General features: G+C 72.3%; 14 protein-coding genes, 4 pseudogenes and 1 riboswitch. Of the genes and pseudogenes, 8 read left to right on the top strand and 10 right to left on the bottom strand.

Annotation, left to right across the window (positions count from 1 at the left end):
• The 5 genes and pseudogenes from ASC99_RS17570 to ASC99_RS40615 all read right to left on the bottom strand — a co-directional run.
• The coding region (locus tag ASC99_RS17570) for a cbb3-type cytochrome c oxidase subunit I (protein WP_235583053.1) at positions 1-1,212 on the bottom strand (1,212 nt) is incomplete at its 3' end.
• Between the two features lie 149 nt (positions 1,213-1,361).
• Positions 1,362-2,003, bottom strand: coding sequence for a thiamine phosphate synthase (gene thiE, locus ASC99_RS17565; RefSeq protein ID WP_057233045.1), 642 nt, complete (start codon positions 2,001-2,003; stop codon positions 1,362-1,364).
• Positions 2,003-2,362, bottom strand: a complete 360-nt coding sequence (locus ASC99_RS17560) for an Rv2175c family DNA-binding protein (protein ID WP_057233117.1) — start codon at positions 2,360-2,362, stop codon at positions 2,003-2,005. The genes thiE and ASC99_RS17560 overlap by 1 nt, the downstream gene beginning before the upstream one ends.
• Before the next feature lie 21 nt (positions 2,363-2,383).
• A pseudogene (locus ASC99_RS40620) lies at positions 2,384-2,882 on the bottom strand (oxidoreductase C-terminal domain-containing protein); the annotation flags it as partial.
• A gap of 1 nt (position 2,883) precedes the next feature.
• Positions 2,884-3,578 (bottom strand): annotated as a pseudogene (locus ASC99_RS40615) (NAD(P)/FAD-dependent oxidoreductase); the annotation flags it as partial.
• Positions 3,579-3,681: 103 nt separating this feature from the next.
• A riboswitch (TPP riboswitch) is annotated at positions 3,682-3,793 on the top strand.
• On the opposite strand from ASC99_RS40615, the gene thiO reads away from it, so the two are divergent.
• The 4 genes from thiO to ASC99_RS17535 all read left to right on the top strand — a co-directional run bounded on the left by thiO (position 3,790) and on the right by ASC99_RS17535 (position 6,740).
• Positions 3,790-4,941, top strand: coding sequence for a glycine oxidase ThiO (gene thiO, locus ASC99_RS17550; RefSeq protein ID WP_057233044.1), 1,152 nt, complete (start codon positions 3,790-3,792; stop codon positions 4,939-4,941). (Overlaps the previous riboswitch by 4 nt.)
• A 5-nt stretch (positions 4,942-4,946) precedes the next feature.
• The gene (gene thiS / locus ASC99_RS17545) at positions 4,947-5,165 is read left to right on the top strand and encodes a sulfur carrier protein ThiS (RefSeq protein ID WP_200948350.1); all 219 of its coding nucleotides are present in this window, start codon (positions 4,947-4,949) and stop codon (positions 5,163-5,165) included.
• A gap of 5 nt (positions 5,166-5,170) precedes the next feature.
• Positions 5,171-5,968, top strand: coding sequence for a thiazole synthase (locus ASC99_RS17540; protein WP_057233043.1), 798 nt, complete (start codon positions 5,171-5,173; stop codon positions 5,966-5,968).
• Positions 5,969-5,993: 25 nt separating this feature from the next.
• Entirely contained in the window at positions 5,994-6,740 is a 747-nt protein-coding gene (locus ASC99_RS17535) for an endonuclease/exonuclease/phosphatase family protein (RefSeq protein WP_200948346.1), read from the top strand.
• A 6-nt stretch (positions 6,741-6,746) separates the two neighbouring features.
• On the opposite strand, the pseudogene ASC99_RS40610 reads toward ASC99_RS17535, so the two are convergent.
• Positions 6,747-7,414, bottom strand: a pseudogene (locus ASC99_RS40610) (C40 family peptidase); the annotation flags it as partial.
• A gap of 1 nt (position 7,415) precedes the next feature.
• Positions 7,416-7,882: pseudogene (locus ASC99_RS40605) on the bottom strand (coiled-coil domain-containing protein); the annotation flags it as partial.
• Between the two features lie 239 nt (positions 7,883-8,121).
• Between ASC99_RS40605 and ASC99_RS17520 the strand changes: the two are divergent.
• The gene (locus tag ASC99_RS17520; protein ID WP_057233039.1) at positions 8,122-9,279 is read left to right on the top strand and encodes a low temperature requirement protein A; all 1,158 of its coding nucleotides are present in this window, start codon (positions 8,122-8,124) and stop codon (positions 9,277-9,279) included.
• Positions 9,280-9,286: 7 nt separating this feature from the next.
• Here the strand turns inward: ASC99_RS17520 and ASC99_RS17515 are convergent, their stop codons facing one another.
• Together ASC99_RS17515 and ASC99_RS17510 are read right to left on the bottom strand one after the other, a co-directional pair.
• A complete protein-coding gene (locus tag ASC99_RS17515; RefSeq protein WP_057240935.1) occupies positions 9,287-9,868 on the bottom strand; it encodes a hypothetical protein in 582 nt (193 codons plus the stop codon).
• A 16-nt stretch (positions 9,869-9,884) separates the two neighbouring features.
• Positions 9,885-10,685 (bottom strand): carboxylesterase, encoded by an 801-nt coding sequence (locus ASC99_RS17510; RefSeq protein ID WP_057233037.1) that lies wholly within the window; start codon positions 10,683-10,685, stop codon positions 9,885-9,887.
• Between the two features lie 189 nt (positions 10,686-10,874).
• Between ASC99_RS17510 and ASC99_RS17505 the strand changes: the two genes are divergently transcribed.
• The 3 genes from ASC99_RS17505 to ASC99_RS17495 are packed head-to-tail and all read left to right on the top strand — an operon-like array spanning position 10,875 to position 13,543.
• A complete protein-coding gene (locus tag ASC99_RS17505; RefSeq protein WP_057233036.1) occupies positions 10,875-11,687 on the top strand; it encodes a 1-acyl-sn-glycerol-3-phosphate acyltransferase in 813 nt (270 codons plus the stop codon).
• Positions 11,688-11,708: 21 nt separating this feature from the next.
• Entirely contained in the window at positions 11,709-12,890 is a 1,182-nt protein-coding gene (gene macS, locus ASC99_RS17500) for a MacS family sensor histidine kinase (RefSeq protein ID WP_235502530.1), read from the top strand.
• Positions 12,890-13,543: a response regulator transcription factor gene (locus ASC99_RS17495; protein WP_057233035.1), complete on the top strand. Its 654-nt coding sequence runs from the start codon at positions 12,890-12,892 to the stop codon at positions 13,541-13,543. The genes macS and ASC99_RS17495 overlap by 1 nt, the downstream gene beginning before the upstream one ends.
• 18 nt (positions 13,544-13,561) lie before the next feature.
• Here the strand turns inward: ASC99_RS17495 and ASC99_RS17490 are convergent, their stop codons facing one another.
• The gene (locus ASC99_RS17490) at positions 13,562-15,568 is read right to left on the bottom strand and encodes an anthranilate synthase family protein (protein WP_082598405.1); all 2,007 of its coding nucleotides are present in this window, start codon (positions 15,566-15,568) and stop codon (positions 13,562-13,564) included.
• Positions 15,569-15,688 lie beyond the last annotated feature (120 nt).

Raw genomic sequence — 15,688 nt, 5'->3', positions numbered from 1 at the left:
AAGGCGCTCGTCGAGCATCTTGCCGGTCATCTTCGGCCACCAGAAGTGGAAGCCGGCGAACATCGCGAACACCACGGTGCCGAACACCACGTAGTGGAAATGGGCGACGACGAAGTAGGAGTCCGAGACGTGGAAGTCGATCGGCGGGGAGGCGAGCAGAACGCCCGTCAGACCACCGAACAGGAAGGTCACCAGGAAGCCCATCGACCAGAGCATCGGGGTCTCGAAGCTCAGTGAACCGCTCCACATGGTGCCGATCCAGTTGAAGAACTTGACACCGGTCGGGACCGCGATCAGGAAGGTCATGAACGAGAAGAACGGCAACAGCACCTGCCCGCTGACGAACATGTGGTGCGCCCACACCGTCACCGACAGGCCGGCGATCGCGATGGTGGCGGCGATCAGGCCGGTGTAGCCGAAGATCGGCTTGCGGCTGAAGACCGGGATGACCTCGGAGACGATGCCGAAGAACGGCAGCGCGATGATGTACACCTCGGGGTGACCGAAGAACCAGAACAGGTGCTGCCAGAGCAGCGCCCCGCCGTTGGCCGCGTCGAAGACGTGCGAACCGAACTGACGGTCCGACTCAAGGGCCAGCAGTGCGGCGGCCAGGACGGGGAACGCCAGTAGCACCAGCACGGCGGTCAGCAGGACGTTCCAGACGAAGATCGACATCCGGAACATCGTCATGCCGGGCGCGCGCATGCAGATGATGGTGGTGATGAACCACATGTCGGCGCCGATACCCGGCGAACGGACCGCGCTGTTCAGCGGCGCGTAGGCGAACCAGCCGAAATCCGCCGCACCGTTCGGCGTCAGGAAGCCGGCCATGGCGATCAGCGAGCCGAACAGGTAGAGCCAGTAGGCGAACATGTTCAGCCGGGGGAACGCCACGTCGGGGGAGCCGATCTGCAGTGGCATGATCCAGTTCGCGAAACCGGCGAACAACGGCGTCGCGAACATCAGCAGCATCGCCGTACCGTGCATCGTGAACAGCTGGTTGAACTGCTCGTTCGACACCAGCTGCAGGCCCGGCCGGGCGAGCTCCGCCCGCATCACCATCGCCATCAGCCCGGCCGCCAGGAAGAACGCGAACGAGGTGACCAGGTACAGGGTGCCGATCTTCTTGTGATCGGTGGTCGTCAGCCACGAGACCAGCACCTGGCCCCGGCCCGCCCGCCCCCGACGCGGCCCGCGTGGTGGCGCCACCACGACCTCACTTGGCAGAAGTGTCACGTGCCGCACCTTCCGTGCTCGGGTCGGACCTCTCGGCCGACAGCCGGTGGCTGCCCCATGACTACCAGTCAGGGACGGAAGGTGTGCGCGGGCACGCGGGGGGTGTCAGTCCTGAGCGTGACGGATCAGGCTCGTAGGCGCCGGGCCAGTTCGGCTGCGGCTGCGCCCGGGTCGGCGGCGGCGGTGATGGCGCGGACCACGACCACGCGGGTGGCACCCGCAGCGAGCACCTGGTCCAGGTTCCCCAGGTCAATGCCGCCGATCGCGAACCACGGGCGGTCCGTCACGGCCTTGGCCGCGTACGAGACCAGGTCGAGGCCGGGGGCGTGGCGGCCGGGCTTGGTGGGGGTGGGCCAGACGGGGCCGGTGCAGAAGTAGTCGACGCCCGGCTCGGCGACGGCTGCGTCGACCTCGGACTCGGCGTGGCAGGACCGGCCGAAGATCACGTCCTCGCCGAGGATCGCCCGGGCGGCGGGCACCGGCAGGTCGTCCTGGCCGAGGTGCAGGACGTCGGGACGGGCCGCGTGCGCGACGTCGGCCCGGTCGTTCACCGAGAAGAGCTTGCCGTGCCGGCGGGCGGCGTCGGCGAAGACCTCCAGGTACTCCAGCTCCTGCTTCGCCTCCAGGCCCTTGTCCCGGAGCTGGACGATGTCCACCCCGTTGGCCAGCACGGCGTCGAGGAACTCCGGCAGGTCGCCCTGCTCGCGGCGGGCGTCGGTGCACAGGTACAGCCGGGCGTCGGCCAGCCGCGTGCGGGCGTCCGTCATCAGATCAGCTCCGCCTGGGCACGGCGCTTGACCTCGGTGGCACGGTTCTCGCACAGGGCTTGGATCGGGCTGCCGGGCAGCGAGGGCTGCTCGGTGAACATCCACTCCAGCACCTCCTCGTCGGAGAACTGGGCGTCCCGCAGCAGGGTCAGCGTGCCGGAGAGGTGCTTGACCAGGCCGGGACCGTCGATGAAGGCGGCGGGCACCTGGAGGGACTTGTTCGGACCGCGGCGGACCGCGATCAGCTTTCCGGACTTCACCATGTCGCGGACCTCGGTGACGGGGACACCCCACTGCTCACTGATGTCGGGCAGGTACATCCACGCGGGGACAAGGGCTTCGATCTTCTCTGACGTCATCTCGCTCACGGCACCAGAATCTCACAGCGCGTTCGGGCCGACCGCCGCCTTCAGCTGCACCGACGGGTCGGCGGCCGCCGCCGGGTCCAGTACGACGCCGCGCTCGATCAGCTTCTTGGCCTGGTTGACGTCGCGCGGCCGGTCCACCGAGAGCAGCCCGGTCAGCCGCCCGTCCCGGAGCCAGAGCACCGTCCAGGCCGGGTCCTCGGCCGAGCCGCGCCAGAGCATCAGGTCGGTCTCGGCGTGCCGCCCGGCGTACTGCACCATCCGCCCGAACTGCTCCGACCAGAAGTACGGCACCGGGTCGTACCGCGTGCCCGCCCCGAGCACCGAGGCCGCCACCGCCCGCCCGGACTGCAGCGCGTGGTCCCAGTGCTGGACGTTCACCCGGGTGCCCAGCCGGGCCGACGGGTACGAGACGCAGTCGCCCGCCGCCCAGACCCCGGGCAGCGAGGTGCGCAGCTGATCGTCCGTCAGGACCGCCCCGGCCCGGTCCAGCTCCACCGGCGAGCCCGCCAGCNGCCGCCCGGGCCGCAGGCTCGCGCGCAGCGCCAGCGCGTCCTCGAGGGTGCGCAGCGTCCGGGCGCCGGGCAGGGTGACCGGCTTGGCGCCGGTGGCGGGGCGGGCGCCGATGCCGACCACCACCTCGTCGGCGGCCAGCTCGGTGCCGTCGGCCAGCAGCACCGCGCCCGGCTCGACCGCCGCCACCCCGACCCCGCAGCGCAGCTCCACCCCGGCGTCCGCGTACCACCGCGTCATCAGGCCGCCGAGTTCGGCGGGCAGCGCTCCGGCCAGCGGCGTCGCGGCGGCCTCGACCACCGTCACCTCGCAGCCGAGCTGCCGGGCCACCGTCGCGGTCTCGGCGCCGATCCAGCCCGCGCCGACCAGCACCAGGTGCCGCCCGGGCCGCAGGCTCGCGCGCAGCGCCAGCGCGTCCTCGAGGGTGCGCAGCGTCCGGGCGCCGGGCAGGGTGACCGGCTTGGCGCCGGTGGCGCAGCCCGGTGGCCCGCCAACCCGGCATCAGGTCGACACCCGCCCAGTCGATGTCCAGCGTGGTGCTGTCGCGCTGCCCGAGCAGCACGTCCTTGGAGAGCGGCGGCCGGTCGTACGGCAGCTCGCGCTCCGCGCCGAGCAGCCTGATCGGCCCGGCCCAGCCCCCCTGCCGCAGGGCCAGCGCGGTCTGCGCGCCCGCCATGCCGCTGCCGACCACGATCATCTGTCCACCCGTCAGCTCTGCCACGTCGGTCACCCTACCCACCGGAGTCGTCCACCCCTCGAACAGTGGTCTTCGGGCTGCCCCGGGGCCGGGGCTATGGTGGGTGCCGTTACACGGGAGCCCGGTGCACCGGGCTGAGAGGCGGGCTGGGGCAGCCTGCGACCGTCCGAACCTGATCCGGGTCATACCGGCGAAGGGAGAGCGAAGTACTTTGACACGCACCGAGAGCGATGTCCTGGTCATCGGCGGCGGCATCATCGGCCTCGCGGTCGCCTGGCGGACCGCCCAGCGCGGGCTGCAGGTCACCGTGGTGGACCCGGAGCACGGGCGGGGGGCGGCCCAGGTCGCGGCCGGCATGCTGGCCCCGGTCACCGAGCTGCAGTACGGCGAGGAGCCGCTGCTCCGCCTGGGCATGGCCTCCAACGACCGCTACCGCGACTTCGTCGCCGAGCTGGCCGACCTGACCGAGCTGGACACCGGCTACCGGGAGACCGGCACGCTGGCCGTCGCGCTGGACTCCGACGACCGGGCCGAGCTGCGCGAGCTGCACGAGTTCCAGCAACGGCTCGGCCTGGAGTCGCACTGGCTGAACGGCCGCGAGTGCCGCAGGCTCGAGCCGATGCTGGCCCCGGGCGTCCGGGGCGGCCTGCACGTGACCGGCGACCACCAGGTGGACGGCCGACGGCTGGCCGCCGCCCTGGTGCTGGCCTGCGAACGCTCCGGCGTCACGCTGCACCGGGCCTCGGTCACCGGGCTGCTGGTCGAGCAGGACCGGGCCACCGGCGTCCGGCTGAGCACCGGTGAGCGGCTGACGGCCGCTCAGCTGGTGCTGGCGGCGGGCGCGCAGAGCCACCTGCTGCCCGGGCTGCCCACCGGGGTGCTGCCGCCGATCCGCCCGGTGAAGGGGCAGGTGCTGCGGCTGCGGGTGCCGGAGCGGTACGCGCCGTTCCTGTCCCGCAACGTCCGGGCCGTGGTGCGCGGGCAGCACATCTACCTGGTGCCGCGGGCCGACGGCGAGCTGGTGATCGGCGCGACCAGCGAGGAGCAGGGCTACGACACCACCGTCACGGCGGGCGGGGTCTACGAACTGCTCCGGGACGCGCACGAGCTGGTCCCCGGGCTGACCGAGCTGCCGCTGGTGGAGACCGGTGCGGGCCTGCGGCCGGGGTCGCCGGACAACGCCCCGCTGCTCGGCCCGACCGCGCTACCAGGACTGGTGGCCGCCACCGGCCACTACCGCAACGGCGTGCTGCTCACCCCGGTGACCGCCGACCTGATCGCCGAGCACCTGGCCACCGGCGCCGTACCGGCCCTGGCCGCCCCGTTCTCCCCCAGCCGCTTCACCCCGAAGGCCGCCGCATGAACGCCATGAACGATATGAACGAGCTGACGCTGACCGTCAACGGCACCCCCCGCCAGGTGTCCCCGAGCACCACCCTGGCCGAGCTGGTCGCCACCCTGAGCACCGCTCCCACCGGCGTGGCCGCCGCGCTGAACGAGGCCGTGGTGCCACGCTCCGCCTGGGAGACCACCGCACTCGACGCGGGCGACCGGGTCGAGATCCTCACCGCAGTCCAGGGAGGCTGACCGGTATGGCCGACGACACCCTCACCATCGCCGGGGTCACCTTCGACTCCCGGCTGATCATGGGCACCGGCGGTGCCCCCAGCCTGGAGATCCTGGAGCAGGCGCTCCGGGTCTCCGGCACCGAGCTGACCACCGTCGCGATGCGCCGGGTCGACCCGGGCACCCAGGGCTCGGTGCTGGACGTACTGACCCGCAACAACATCCGGGTGCTGCCCAACACGGCCGGCTGCTACACCGCGGGGGAGGCGGTGCTGACCGCCCGGCTGGCCCGCGAGGCGCTCGGCACCGACTGGGTGAAGCTGGAGGTGATCGCCGACGAACGGACCCTGCTGCCCGACCCGATCGAGCTGCTGGACGCCGCCGAGACCCTGGTCGACGACGGCTTCACGGTGCTCCCGTACACCAACGACGACCCGGTGCTGGCCCGCAAGCTGGAGGACGTCGGCTGCGCGGCGATCATGCCGCTCGGCTCGCCGATCGGCTCCGGTCTGGGCATCCGCAACCCGCACAACTTCCAGCTGATCGTGGCGAGCGCGGGCGTCCCGGTGATCCTGGACGCGGGCGCGGGCACCGCCTCCGACGTGGCGCTGGCGATGGAGCTGGGCTGCTCGGCGGTGATGCTGGCCTCCGCCGTCACCCGGGCCCAGGAGCCGGTGCTGATGGCCGACGCGATGCGCCGCGCCACCGAGGCGGGCCGGCTGGCCTTCCGGGCCGGCCGCATCCCGCGCCGCTTCCACGCCGAGGCCTCCTCGGCGATGGCGGGCCGCGCCGACCTCGACACCCGCGAACGGCCCGCTTTCTGACGGTGGGTCATCTACGATCTACGACGTGACCCAGCTGCCCGTGTCCGGAACCGAGCCCGACGGGGCGCAGGTGGTCCGGCTGCTCAGTTACAACGTCCGTTCGCTGCGGGACGACCGCGAGGCGCTGGTCCGGGTGATCCGGGCCTGCCGCCCCGACCTGGTCTGCATCCAGGAGTCGCCCCGGTACTGGCGGCCCGAGGGCCAGGCCGCCTGGCTGGCCCGGCGGACCGGCACGGTGATCCTGTCCGGTGGCGGCCGGATCGCCGCCGGGCCGCTGCTGCTCGGGCGGCTGGCGGTGGACGTGCTGGAGACCCGGGACAGGCTGCTGCCGAAGACCCGGGGCCTGCACGCCCGGGGCTTCGCCACCGCGAAGGTCAGGATCGGCCGCTCGGCACCGTTCGTGCTGACCAGCTGTCACCTCAGCCTGGACCAGGACGAACGGCTGCGGCAGTTCGCGTTGCTCCCCGGCCAGGCCGAGGACGGCGAACTCGCCCTGATCGCGGGTGACTTCAACGAGCACCCGGACGGCCCCGGCTGGCAGCGCCTCGCCGCGGCCTACCAGGACGGCCACGTGGTGGCGCCCTGGGGCGGCACCAACACCTCGGTGCCGTCGAATCCGTACCAGCGGATCGACGCCGTCTTCGCCTCCCCCGGCGTCACCGTGCTCGCCTGCGGCGTCCCGCACGAACTCCCGGGCGTGGCTCCGGCCGACCTGCTGGCCGCCACCGACCACCTGCCGCTGCTCGCCGTCCTCCGGCTGCCGCCCGGCTAGCCGTTCTCAGACCCGGCGGATGGTGGAGATCTGAATGGCGTCGGCCTTCATCGTCTTCACCACGTCACCCGCGCGCGGCGCGTGCACCACCAGGCCGTTGCCGATGTACATCCCGACGTGGTGCCGGTCGGAGTGGTAGACCACCAGGTCGCCCGGCAGGGCGTTGCGCCAGTCGGTGCCCACGTTGGTGCCCACGTTGCCCTGATCCTGCGAGGTGCGCGGCAGCGAGACTCCGGCCTTCGCGTACGCGTACACCATGAGGCCGGAGCAGTCGAAGGTGTCCGGGCCGGTGGCGCCCCACTTGTACGGGTCGCCCTGCTGGTCGAGCGCGGTCTTCACCGCGATCGCGGCGTAGCCGCTGGCCGGGGGCAGGGTCGAGGGGTCGATCCGGGAGGAGCTGCGCGAGGCGGCGCCGCCGGCGCCGTCGGTGTCGCGCTGGATCGCTGCCCGGTCCACGGCACTGAGCTGGTTGAGCAGCCGCTGGGCCTCGCCGAGCTTCTTCTGCACCTCGCCCTTTGCGTCGTTCAGCACCTGGGTGTTGCGGTCCAGCTCGGCCAGGACGGCCGCCGCCTCCTGCTTCTGCTGGTCGAGGCGGCGCTGCTGGTCCTGCAGCGACTTCAGGGTCTGCGTCTGGGTCTGGTTCACCTGGTCGACACTGGACGCCTTGGTCAGGTNTCGAGGCGGCGCTGCTGGTCCTGCAGCGACTTCAGGGTCTGCGTCTGGGTCTGGTTCACCTGGTCGACACTGGACGCCTTGGTCAGGTAGTTCTCCGGGTCGGAGGAGAGCATCAACGCGACCGACGGATCCACCCCGCCGTCGCGGTACTCCTGCGCCGCCACCGCCGCCAAGCCGCCCTGAAGCTGCGTCATCTGCTCCTGGCCACGAGCCACCTGGTCCTGCAGCTGATCGGCCTGCTTGCGCAGCTGCTCGGTCCGCTCCTTGGCACCGTTGAACCGCTCCGCAGCCTGCTCCTGCTCGGCGTAGAGCTGGTCGACCTGGACCTTGACCTCGTCCTTGCTCGGCTTGGCCGGCGCCGCGTACGCACCCGCCTGCGCCGACAGCGCGACCGCGGTCGCTGCGGCGGCGGTCAACACGGAGACGCATGCACGGCTCGACTGCTTGGGACGGCGGTGGGAAGTCAAGGGAGGTGCTCCTTCTTCCTACTGGACTAACCCGTTGAGGCGATAATCCGGAATATAGGTTTGTCCTCAGACCGTAGTGAAGTCCCTTCCCCGTGTCCACTCCGTGATCTTCCGAATTCGTCCTGCCGGCAACCGAACTGACCAACCGTCAGTACGGGACGCCTCTGGACGGGTCATTCCCCCGGCGCCACCCGTGCGCCTGCCGCCCCGACCGGGCGGGTGGTCCGCAGAGTGGGCGGATGAGCGAAGCGGTGGCAGCGCAGGACGATCGCCGGGCAGGCTGGTTCGAGCTCTTCTTCGACCTGGTCTTCGTGGTGACGGTCAGTGTGCTGGCGCACGGCCTGCACGGTGATCCCGGACCGAAGGACTTCTGGACCTTCCTGGTGCTGTTCTTCCCGGCCTGGTGGGCCTGGGCCAACCTGATGGTGACCGTGAACGTCTTCGGCTCCGGCAGCGGCCGGGTCAGGACCGTCCTGCTCGCCGCGATGCCCGCCCTCGGCCTGATGGCGGCAGCCTCCCCCGAGGGCCTGGGCGACCGGGCCTGGGCGTACGCGCTCGGCGCCGCCTGGATCCGGCTGCTGTTCTTCGTGCTCTGGTTCGGCCGGGCCCGGGAGCCGGGCAGCCCGCTGCCGCTCTGGCGGCCGATGCTCTACTGCCTGGTGCCCGCGCTGGTCTGGGCGGTCTCGGCGGCGGTGCCCAACCCCTGGCGGTTCGTGCTGTGGGGTGCGGCGATGGCCCTGGAGATCGTGCTGCTGGTGGTGCAGAGCGGGATGACCGAGGGCTTCTACGACCGGCTGACGGTCGAGCACCTGGTCGAGCGGATCGGCCTGTTCGTGGTCATCGTGCTCGGCGAGAGCGTCTTCACCACGGTCGCCGCACTCGCCGAACACTTCACCGGACCGTCCGCGGCGGCCGCCCTGTTCGGCTTCCTGGTGGCCGCCGAGCTCGCGCTGATCTTCTTCACCTGGGGCACCGGCAGCGCCGCCCGGGGCCTGACCCGGGCCCAGCGCGGCCACGCCGTCCGGGCGATCAGGGACACCGTGATGTACCTGCCGTTCGTGCTGGTCTCCGGCATCACGGTGATCGCCGCCGCACTCGGCACCGCCGTCGCCGAGCCGGACCACCACCTGCCGCCCGGCGCCCGCTGGGCGCTCTGCGGCGGGGTGCTGGCCTTCTACACCGCCAACGCCGCCATCTCACTGCGCTACGGCGACGGCCTCGGTACCGTGCTGCGCTGGTACCTGCCGTGCCTGGTGCTGACGCCCGGCCTGCTGCTGCCCGCGACCCTGACCCTGCCGGCCTGGGGCGCGGTGGGCTGTGCGGCGGGGCTGGTCCTGCTGCTGGCCAAACTCTCCAAGCTCAGCCGGAACCGCGACCACCGCGGGGCGCCGGCCTGACCGGACGTCAGACCACGGCCCCGCCGTGCGGGTCCTCCGGCTCGTCCTCGTCGCGGTCCTTCATCCGGGCCACCAGCGTCACGAAGCCGCCGAGGAAGGCGCTGACGCCGACCCAGGCCGGCCAGCCGGAGACCTCGCGCCAGACCAGCACGTCGAACAGCAGCAGCGCCGGGCCGCCGAGCACCGCGAGCCAGGCGAACCGGGCGGTGGTGTCCATCGGCGGCAGCGGCGGCGGCTCCGGCGGGACGAAGTGGCCCTCGTCCGGGTCCTCGGCGGCCACGTAGGCCCGGGGATCGCCGACGGCACCGGCGGCCGGGCGGGGCCGGGGCTGCGGGGCGAGGTCGTCCAGCTCGCCCTTCGGCGCGCGTCGGACCTCCTTGGCCCGGAGGTTCTCGATCTCCGGCCACTCCGGGTTGTTGAGGTCGACCGGGTCGTCGAACTGCGCCACCAGAGCGGCGAAGATCGCGTCCTGCTCGGCCTGGCTGCCCCCCACCGGGCGGCGCGCGGGCGCGTCGGAAGCCCCCGTCGGCTCAGGCTTGGCCTGGCCGTCCAGGGGCAGTTCCTCGTCGTCGCCCGCGGTGTTGTTCATCTGCACTGCCGGCCCTTCAGCCCAGGTGGTCCTCGGCGCTCGCGTCCACGGCACTCGCCTCCGCGTGGGCCGCCGGGGTCAGCCGCCGGACGAAGTCGAGGCTTGCCTCGACGATCAGTCCGGCGTCGTGATCCAGCGTGGCCACGTGGTAGCTGCGCTCGCAGAGCAGCTCGGTCACATCGGTCGAGGATATCCGGGCCAGCACCAACTCGGAGTTGGCCGGGGAGACCACGTGGTCCTGCGGACTGTGCAGCAGCAGCACCGGCCGGCGTACGTCGGGCAGCTCGGCCTGCACGGTCTTCCACAGCCGGGCCAGTGACCAGGCGGCATGCAGCGGCGTCCGGTCGTAGCCGAGCTCGTACGAGCCGGGCTTGGCGATGTCGTTCGCCACCCCGGCCAGGCTCGGGACGAGGTGCCGGATCACCGGCAACAGCACACTTGCGGGGTTGTCGGAACGCACGGACGGGTTGACGAGCACCAGTCCGGCCACCGCCGCACCCTGCCGGGCGGTCAGCCGCAGGGCGAGCGCGCCGCCCATCGAGAGGGCGCAGACGAAGACCTGGTCGCACTCGGCGGCCAGTTCCTTGAACGCCCGCTCGACCTCGGCGTACCAGTCCTCCCAGCGGGTCAGCTGCATGTCCTGCCAGCGGGTGCCGTGGCCGGGGAGCAGCGGCACCGAGACCGAGTACCCGGCGGCGGCGAACTCCTCCGCCCAGGGCCGGAGCGACTGCGGCGAGCCGGTGAAGCCGTGCACGAACAGCACGCCGGTCCGGCCCCCCTGGTGACGGAACGGCTCGGCTCCGGGCAGCAACGGCATCAGCGGACTCCTTCGCGGTGCGGAGCCGCCCGGGCCCTGACGGGGCGTCGGCGGCGGGCTCTGGTGGCGACTTCTGGCACGGGCAGGCGAATCGTCCCATGGTCGGCGGCGACTCGTACAGCCCCGCCGGTGCTGCGGGACCGGCCGGAAGCATTAGGATCGACCGGTCCGCACAACAGGAGGCCCCGGTTGTTCTACCGACTGATGAAGATGATCGTCGCACCGCTGCTGCGGATCTTCTTCCGGCCTTGGATCGAGGGTGCCGACAACATCCCCGACGACGGCCCCGCGATCATCGCGAGCAACCACCTGTCGTTCTCGGACTCGTTCTTCCTGCCTGCCCTGATGAAGCGTCGGGTGACCTTCATCGCCAAGGCGGAGTACTTCAACACCCCCGGCATCAAGGGCAAGCTGACCGCCGCCTTCTTCAAGGGCGTCGGCCAGCTCCCGGTGGACCGCTCGGGTGTCCGGGGCGCCGGTGAGGCCGCGATCCGCAGCGCCGTCGCGGTGATCGAGCGGGGCGAGCTGTTCGGGGTCTACCCCGAGGGCACCCGCTCCCCCGACGGCAAGCTCTACCGGGGCAAGGTCGGCGGCCTGGCCCGGGTCGCGCTGGCCACCGGCGCGCCGGTGATCCCGGTCGCGATGATCGACACCGAGAAGGTCCAGCCGCCCGGCCAGGTGGTGCCGAACTTCGGCGTCCGCCCCGGCATCAGGATCGGCCGCCCGCTCGACTTCTCCCGCTACCACGGCATGGAGAACGACCGCTTCATCCTCCGCTCCGTGACGGACGAGGTGATGTACGAGATCATGCGGCTGTCCGGCCAGGAGTACGTCGACATCTACGCGACCGCCGCCAAGCGCCAGATGGCCGAGGACAAGAAGCGCACCGACGCGGAGCGCAAGGCCGAGCAGAAGGCGATCAAGGCCCAGCAGGAGGCCGAGAAGAAGGCCGCCGAGGCCGAGGCCGCCGCGCAGGCCGAGAAGGACGCCACGGCCGAGTAGTCGGCCGACCGAGGGGGGACGATGGCCGATCACCGGCCGGGGTATGGCGGCACGGTGGCCGCCGGGGGCATGTCGGTGGAGATGCCGCTCTGGCGGGCCATCTCCTTCTTCCGCGTGATGGCCCTGGCCTACGCGGTGCTCCGCTACGTCGGCTCGTTCCACGACTTCCTGCACCCGGTCTCCGGCTGGATCTTCCTCGGCGCGCTCACCCTCTGGACGCTGGCCAGCTCCCGGGCCTTCGCCGGTCCGCAGCGCTGCACCTGGTACGTGCTGGGCACCGACCTGAGCTTCGCGGTGACCGGCATCGTGATGAGCGGCGTGATCGACACCGCCGCCCGGATCCACGCGGGCGCCCCGACCCTGCCGACCATCTGGGCGGCCGGCACCGTGCTCGGTTTCGCGGGCAAGGGCGGCTGGCGCTGGGCGGCCTTCGCCGGGGCGGTGGTCGGGGTGGCCAACATCGCCGGGCACGGCGGGATCACCCCGGACAACCTGCACAACATCGTGCTGCTGATGGTCGCGGGCTGCGCCATCGGCTACGTGATCGAACTGGCCCGGGCCAGCGAGGCCGCCCTCACCAGGGCGCTCCAGGTCGAGGCCGCCACCCGGGAGCGCGAGCGGCTCTCCCGGGACATCCACGACGGGGTGCTCCAGGTGCTCGCACTGGTCCAGCGCCGTGAGGGCGACCTCGGCGAGCTGAGCCGGCTGGCGGGCGAGCAGGAGCGCGCCCTGCGCACACTGATGACGGGCAGTCAGCCCGGCCCCGGCGAGGACGGCGAGCAGGACCTGCTGCCCCTGCTCGGCCCGTACACCGACGAGCGGATCACCCTCTCCGCCCCGGCCACCCCCGTGCAGCTGCCCAGTCAGGTCGCCACCGAGCTGTCCGCCGCCGTCGGCGCCGCCGTGGACAACGTCCGCCGCCACGCGGGCGGGTCGGCCCGGGCCTGGATCCTGGTCGAGGACGAACCGGAGGCAGTCACCGTGAGCATCCGCGACGACGGCCCCGGCTACCCGGCCGGGCGGCTGGCCGAGGCGGAGCGGGCCGGCCGGCTCGGCGTCTCACAGTCCATCCGGGGCCGGCTGCTCGACCTCGGCGGCACCGCCGAGCTGTACTCCGCCCCTGGCGAGGGCGTCGAGATCGAACTCCGGGTGCCCCGCACCCGCCGCTTCGGCGATGACACCCCAGAGAGACCGGAGGGCTGATGGACGGTCAGGTACGGATCATGGTGGTCGACGACCACCCGATGTGGCGCGAGGCGGTCTCCCGGGACCTGGCCGAGGCCGGCTTCGACGTGGTGGCCACCGCCGGGGACGGCGAGGAGGCGGTCCGCCGGGCCCGGGCCAGCACCCCCCAGGTGATCGTGCTCGACCTCAACCTGCCCACCCTGCCCGGCGTCGAGGTCTGCCGCCAGGCCGTCGCCCAGGACCCGACCGTCCGGGTGCTGGTGCTCTCCGCCAGCGGCGAGCACGCCGACGTACTGGAGGCGGTGAAGTCCGGCGCCACCGGCTACCTGGTCAAGTCCGCCCACCGGGACGAACTGATCGACGCCGTCCGCCGCACCGCCCTCGGCGACCCGGTCTTCACCCCGGGCCTGGCCGGCCTGGTGCTCGGCGAGTTCCGCCGCCTGGCCACCGGCCCGTCCGCTCCCTCGGCCCCGCAGCTGACCGCCCGGGAGACCGAGGTGCTCCGGCTGGTCGCCAAGGGGCTGTCGTACCGTCAGATCGCCGACCGCCTGGTGCTCTCCCACCGCACGGTGCAGAACCACGTGCAGAACACCCTCGGCAAGCTCCAACTGCACAACCGGGTCGAGCTGGTCAGGTACGTGATCGAACAGGGGCTGGACGACGCGCTCTGAGAGCGCGCCGTCCAGGGTTCAGACCGCCACCACGCCGATGGCCGCCAGCAGTTCGGCGACCAGCAGGACGCCCTCGCGGGTGAGCACCGACTCGGGGTGGAACTGCAGGGTGGCGAAGCCGGGGCCGCGCAGCGCGTGCACGTCGGTGGAGTCGTCGGCCCGGGCCACCTCGATGCCCTCGGTGGCCAGCCGGGCGGCGTCGGCGTCGGTGCAGCGCGAGGTGAAGGTGTTGTAGAAGCCGACGGTGCGGCGGGTGCCGAACAGGTCGATGCTCTCCTGGGCGCCCTGGTAGGGGACGTCCTTGCGGGCCAGCGGCAGGCCGAGCTCGGCGGAGACCAGCTGGTGGCTGAGGCAGACCGCGAGCAGCGGGGCCGTCCGGGCTCCGCTGCGGGCGGCGGCCAGCGCCTCGGCCACGATCGGCCGCAGGATCGCCATCTTGGGGTCCGCCGGGTCGGCCGGGTCGCCGGGGCCCGGGCCGAGCACCAGCGGTCCCTGGTGGGCCGCCACCAGCTCGCGCAGGCCGGGGGTGTCGAAGCGCAGCACCCGGACCCGGTGGCCGAGCGAGGTGAGCAGGTGGGACAGCATCGAGGTGAAGGTGTCCTCGCCGTCCACCACCAGGGTCTCCCGCTCGGCGGTGACGGTGGCGGGCTCCTGCATCCGCAGCCAGAACGGGGCGAGCCTGGTGCGCCGGGAGTCCAGCGCGGCCTGCACCCGGTGGTCGTCGGCCAGCACCGGGCCGCCCTTGCGCGTGGTGCGGTGGGTCGGTGCGGGGCGGGCGCCGATCGCGGTCAGCACCCCGGCGGCCTTGGCGTGCGTCTCGGCCACCTCGGAGTCGGGGTCGGAGTGCCGGACCAGCGTGGCCCCGGCCCGGACCACCAGGCCGCCGGTGGGGTCGATGTCGACGGTGCGGATGCAGATCGGCGAGTCGAGCTGCTGCCCGCCGCTGGCGGTGCGGCCGATCAGGGCCAGCGCGCCGGAGTAGTAGCCGCGCCCGGTGCGCTCGTAGCGCTTGATCACCCGGGTGGCGTTCTGCACCGGGCTGCCGGTCACGGTGGCGGCGAACATGGTCTCCTTGAGCACCTCCCTGACGTCCAGTGAGGTCCGGCCGCGCAGCTCGTACTCGGTGTGCGCGAGGTGCGCCATCTCCTTGAGCCGGGGGCCGAGCACCTGCCCGCCGAGGTCGCCGACGGTGCACATCATCTTGAGCTCCTCGTCGACCACCATGGTGAGCTCCTCAAGCTCCTTGGGGTCGTTCAGGAAGTCCAGCAGCGAATCGATGCCCGGGCCCGAGGCGGGGTAGCGGTACGTCCCGGAGATCGGGTTCATCACCACGGTGCCGCCGCTCTGCCGGACGTGGACCTCCGGCGAGGCGCCGACCAGGTACCTCTCCCCCGTGTGCACCAGGAAGGTCCAGTACGCCCCGCGCTCCTGGTCCAGCAGCCGGCGGAACAGGCTGAGCGGGGTGGTCGGCCCGAAGTCGTCCAGCCGGGCGGTGAAGTCCCGCCGGATCACGAAGTTGGCGCCCTCGCCCCGGCCGATCTCGTCCGCGATCACCGTGCGGACGATCTCCGCGTACTCCCGGTCGTCGATGTCGAACGAACCGCCGACGAGCGAGATCGGCAGCTGCGGCAGCGCGGCCAGCACCTCGGCCAGCGGGAAGGTGTACTGCTCCTCGACCCGGATGCCCTGCAGCGGGGTGCCGTCGTCGTGCGCCTCGAATCCGCGCTCGCGGATCTGCCGGTACGGCACCAGGGCGAGCAGGTCGTGCCGCCCGCCGCCGGCCGGCACACCGAGCGGCACCGGCAGGTCGGCCAGCTCGTCGTAGGCGCCCGCGGTGCCGATCAGGACCTCGATGGTGTCCGGCGCGTGCCGGGGGGTGCGGCGGTGCAGCAGGGCGTACGCCGGGGCGTCGGCGGCCGAGAGGCGGTGCAGCAGCGAAGTGAGGCTGGTCACGGTTCGACTGGTCCTTCCGGGAGGCGTGCGGGGTGGGATTCCGCTTCCGGGGAGGGCCGTCCGGCTGTCCATACGCCGACGGCCGCCCCGAGGGGCGGCCGTCGTGTGCGTCTAGGAACGCGCGACTTGTGGACCACCCACGGGGTTGGTCCACCACCAGGAGAAGGTGTGCGGCGTGTTCACGGCGCGAGC

Origin of the sequence: Kitasatospora sp. Root107 (assembly GCF_001424875.1) — a bacterium.
Lineage (GTDB): Bacteria > Actinomycetota > Actinomycetes > Streptomycetales > Streptomycetaceae > Kitasatospora.
Note: the sequence above shows the minus strand (reverse complement) of the source record. Positions and strands in the feature narration are given on the sequence as shown.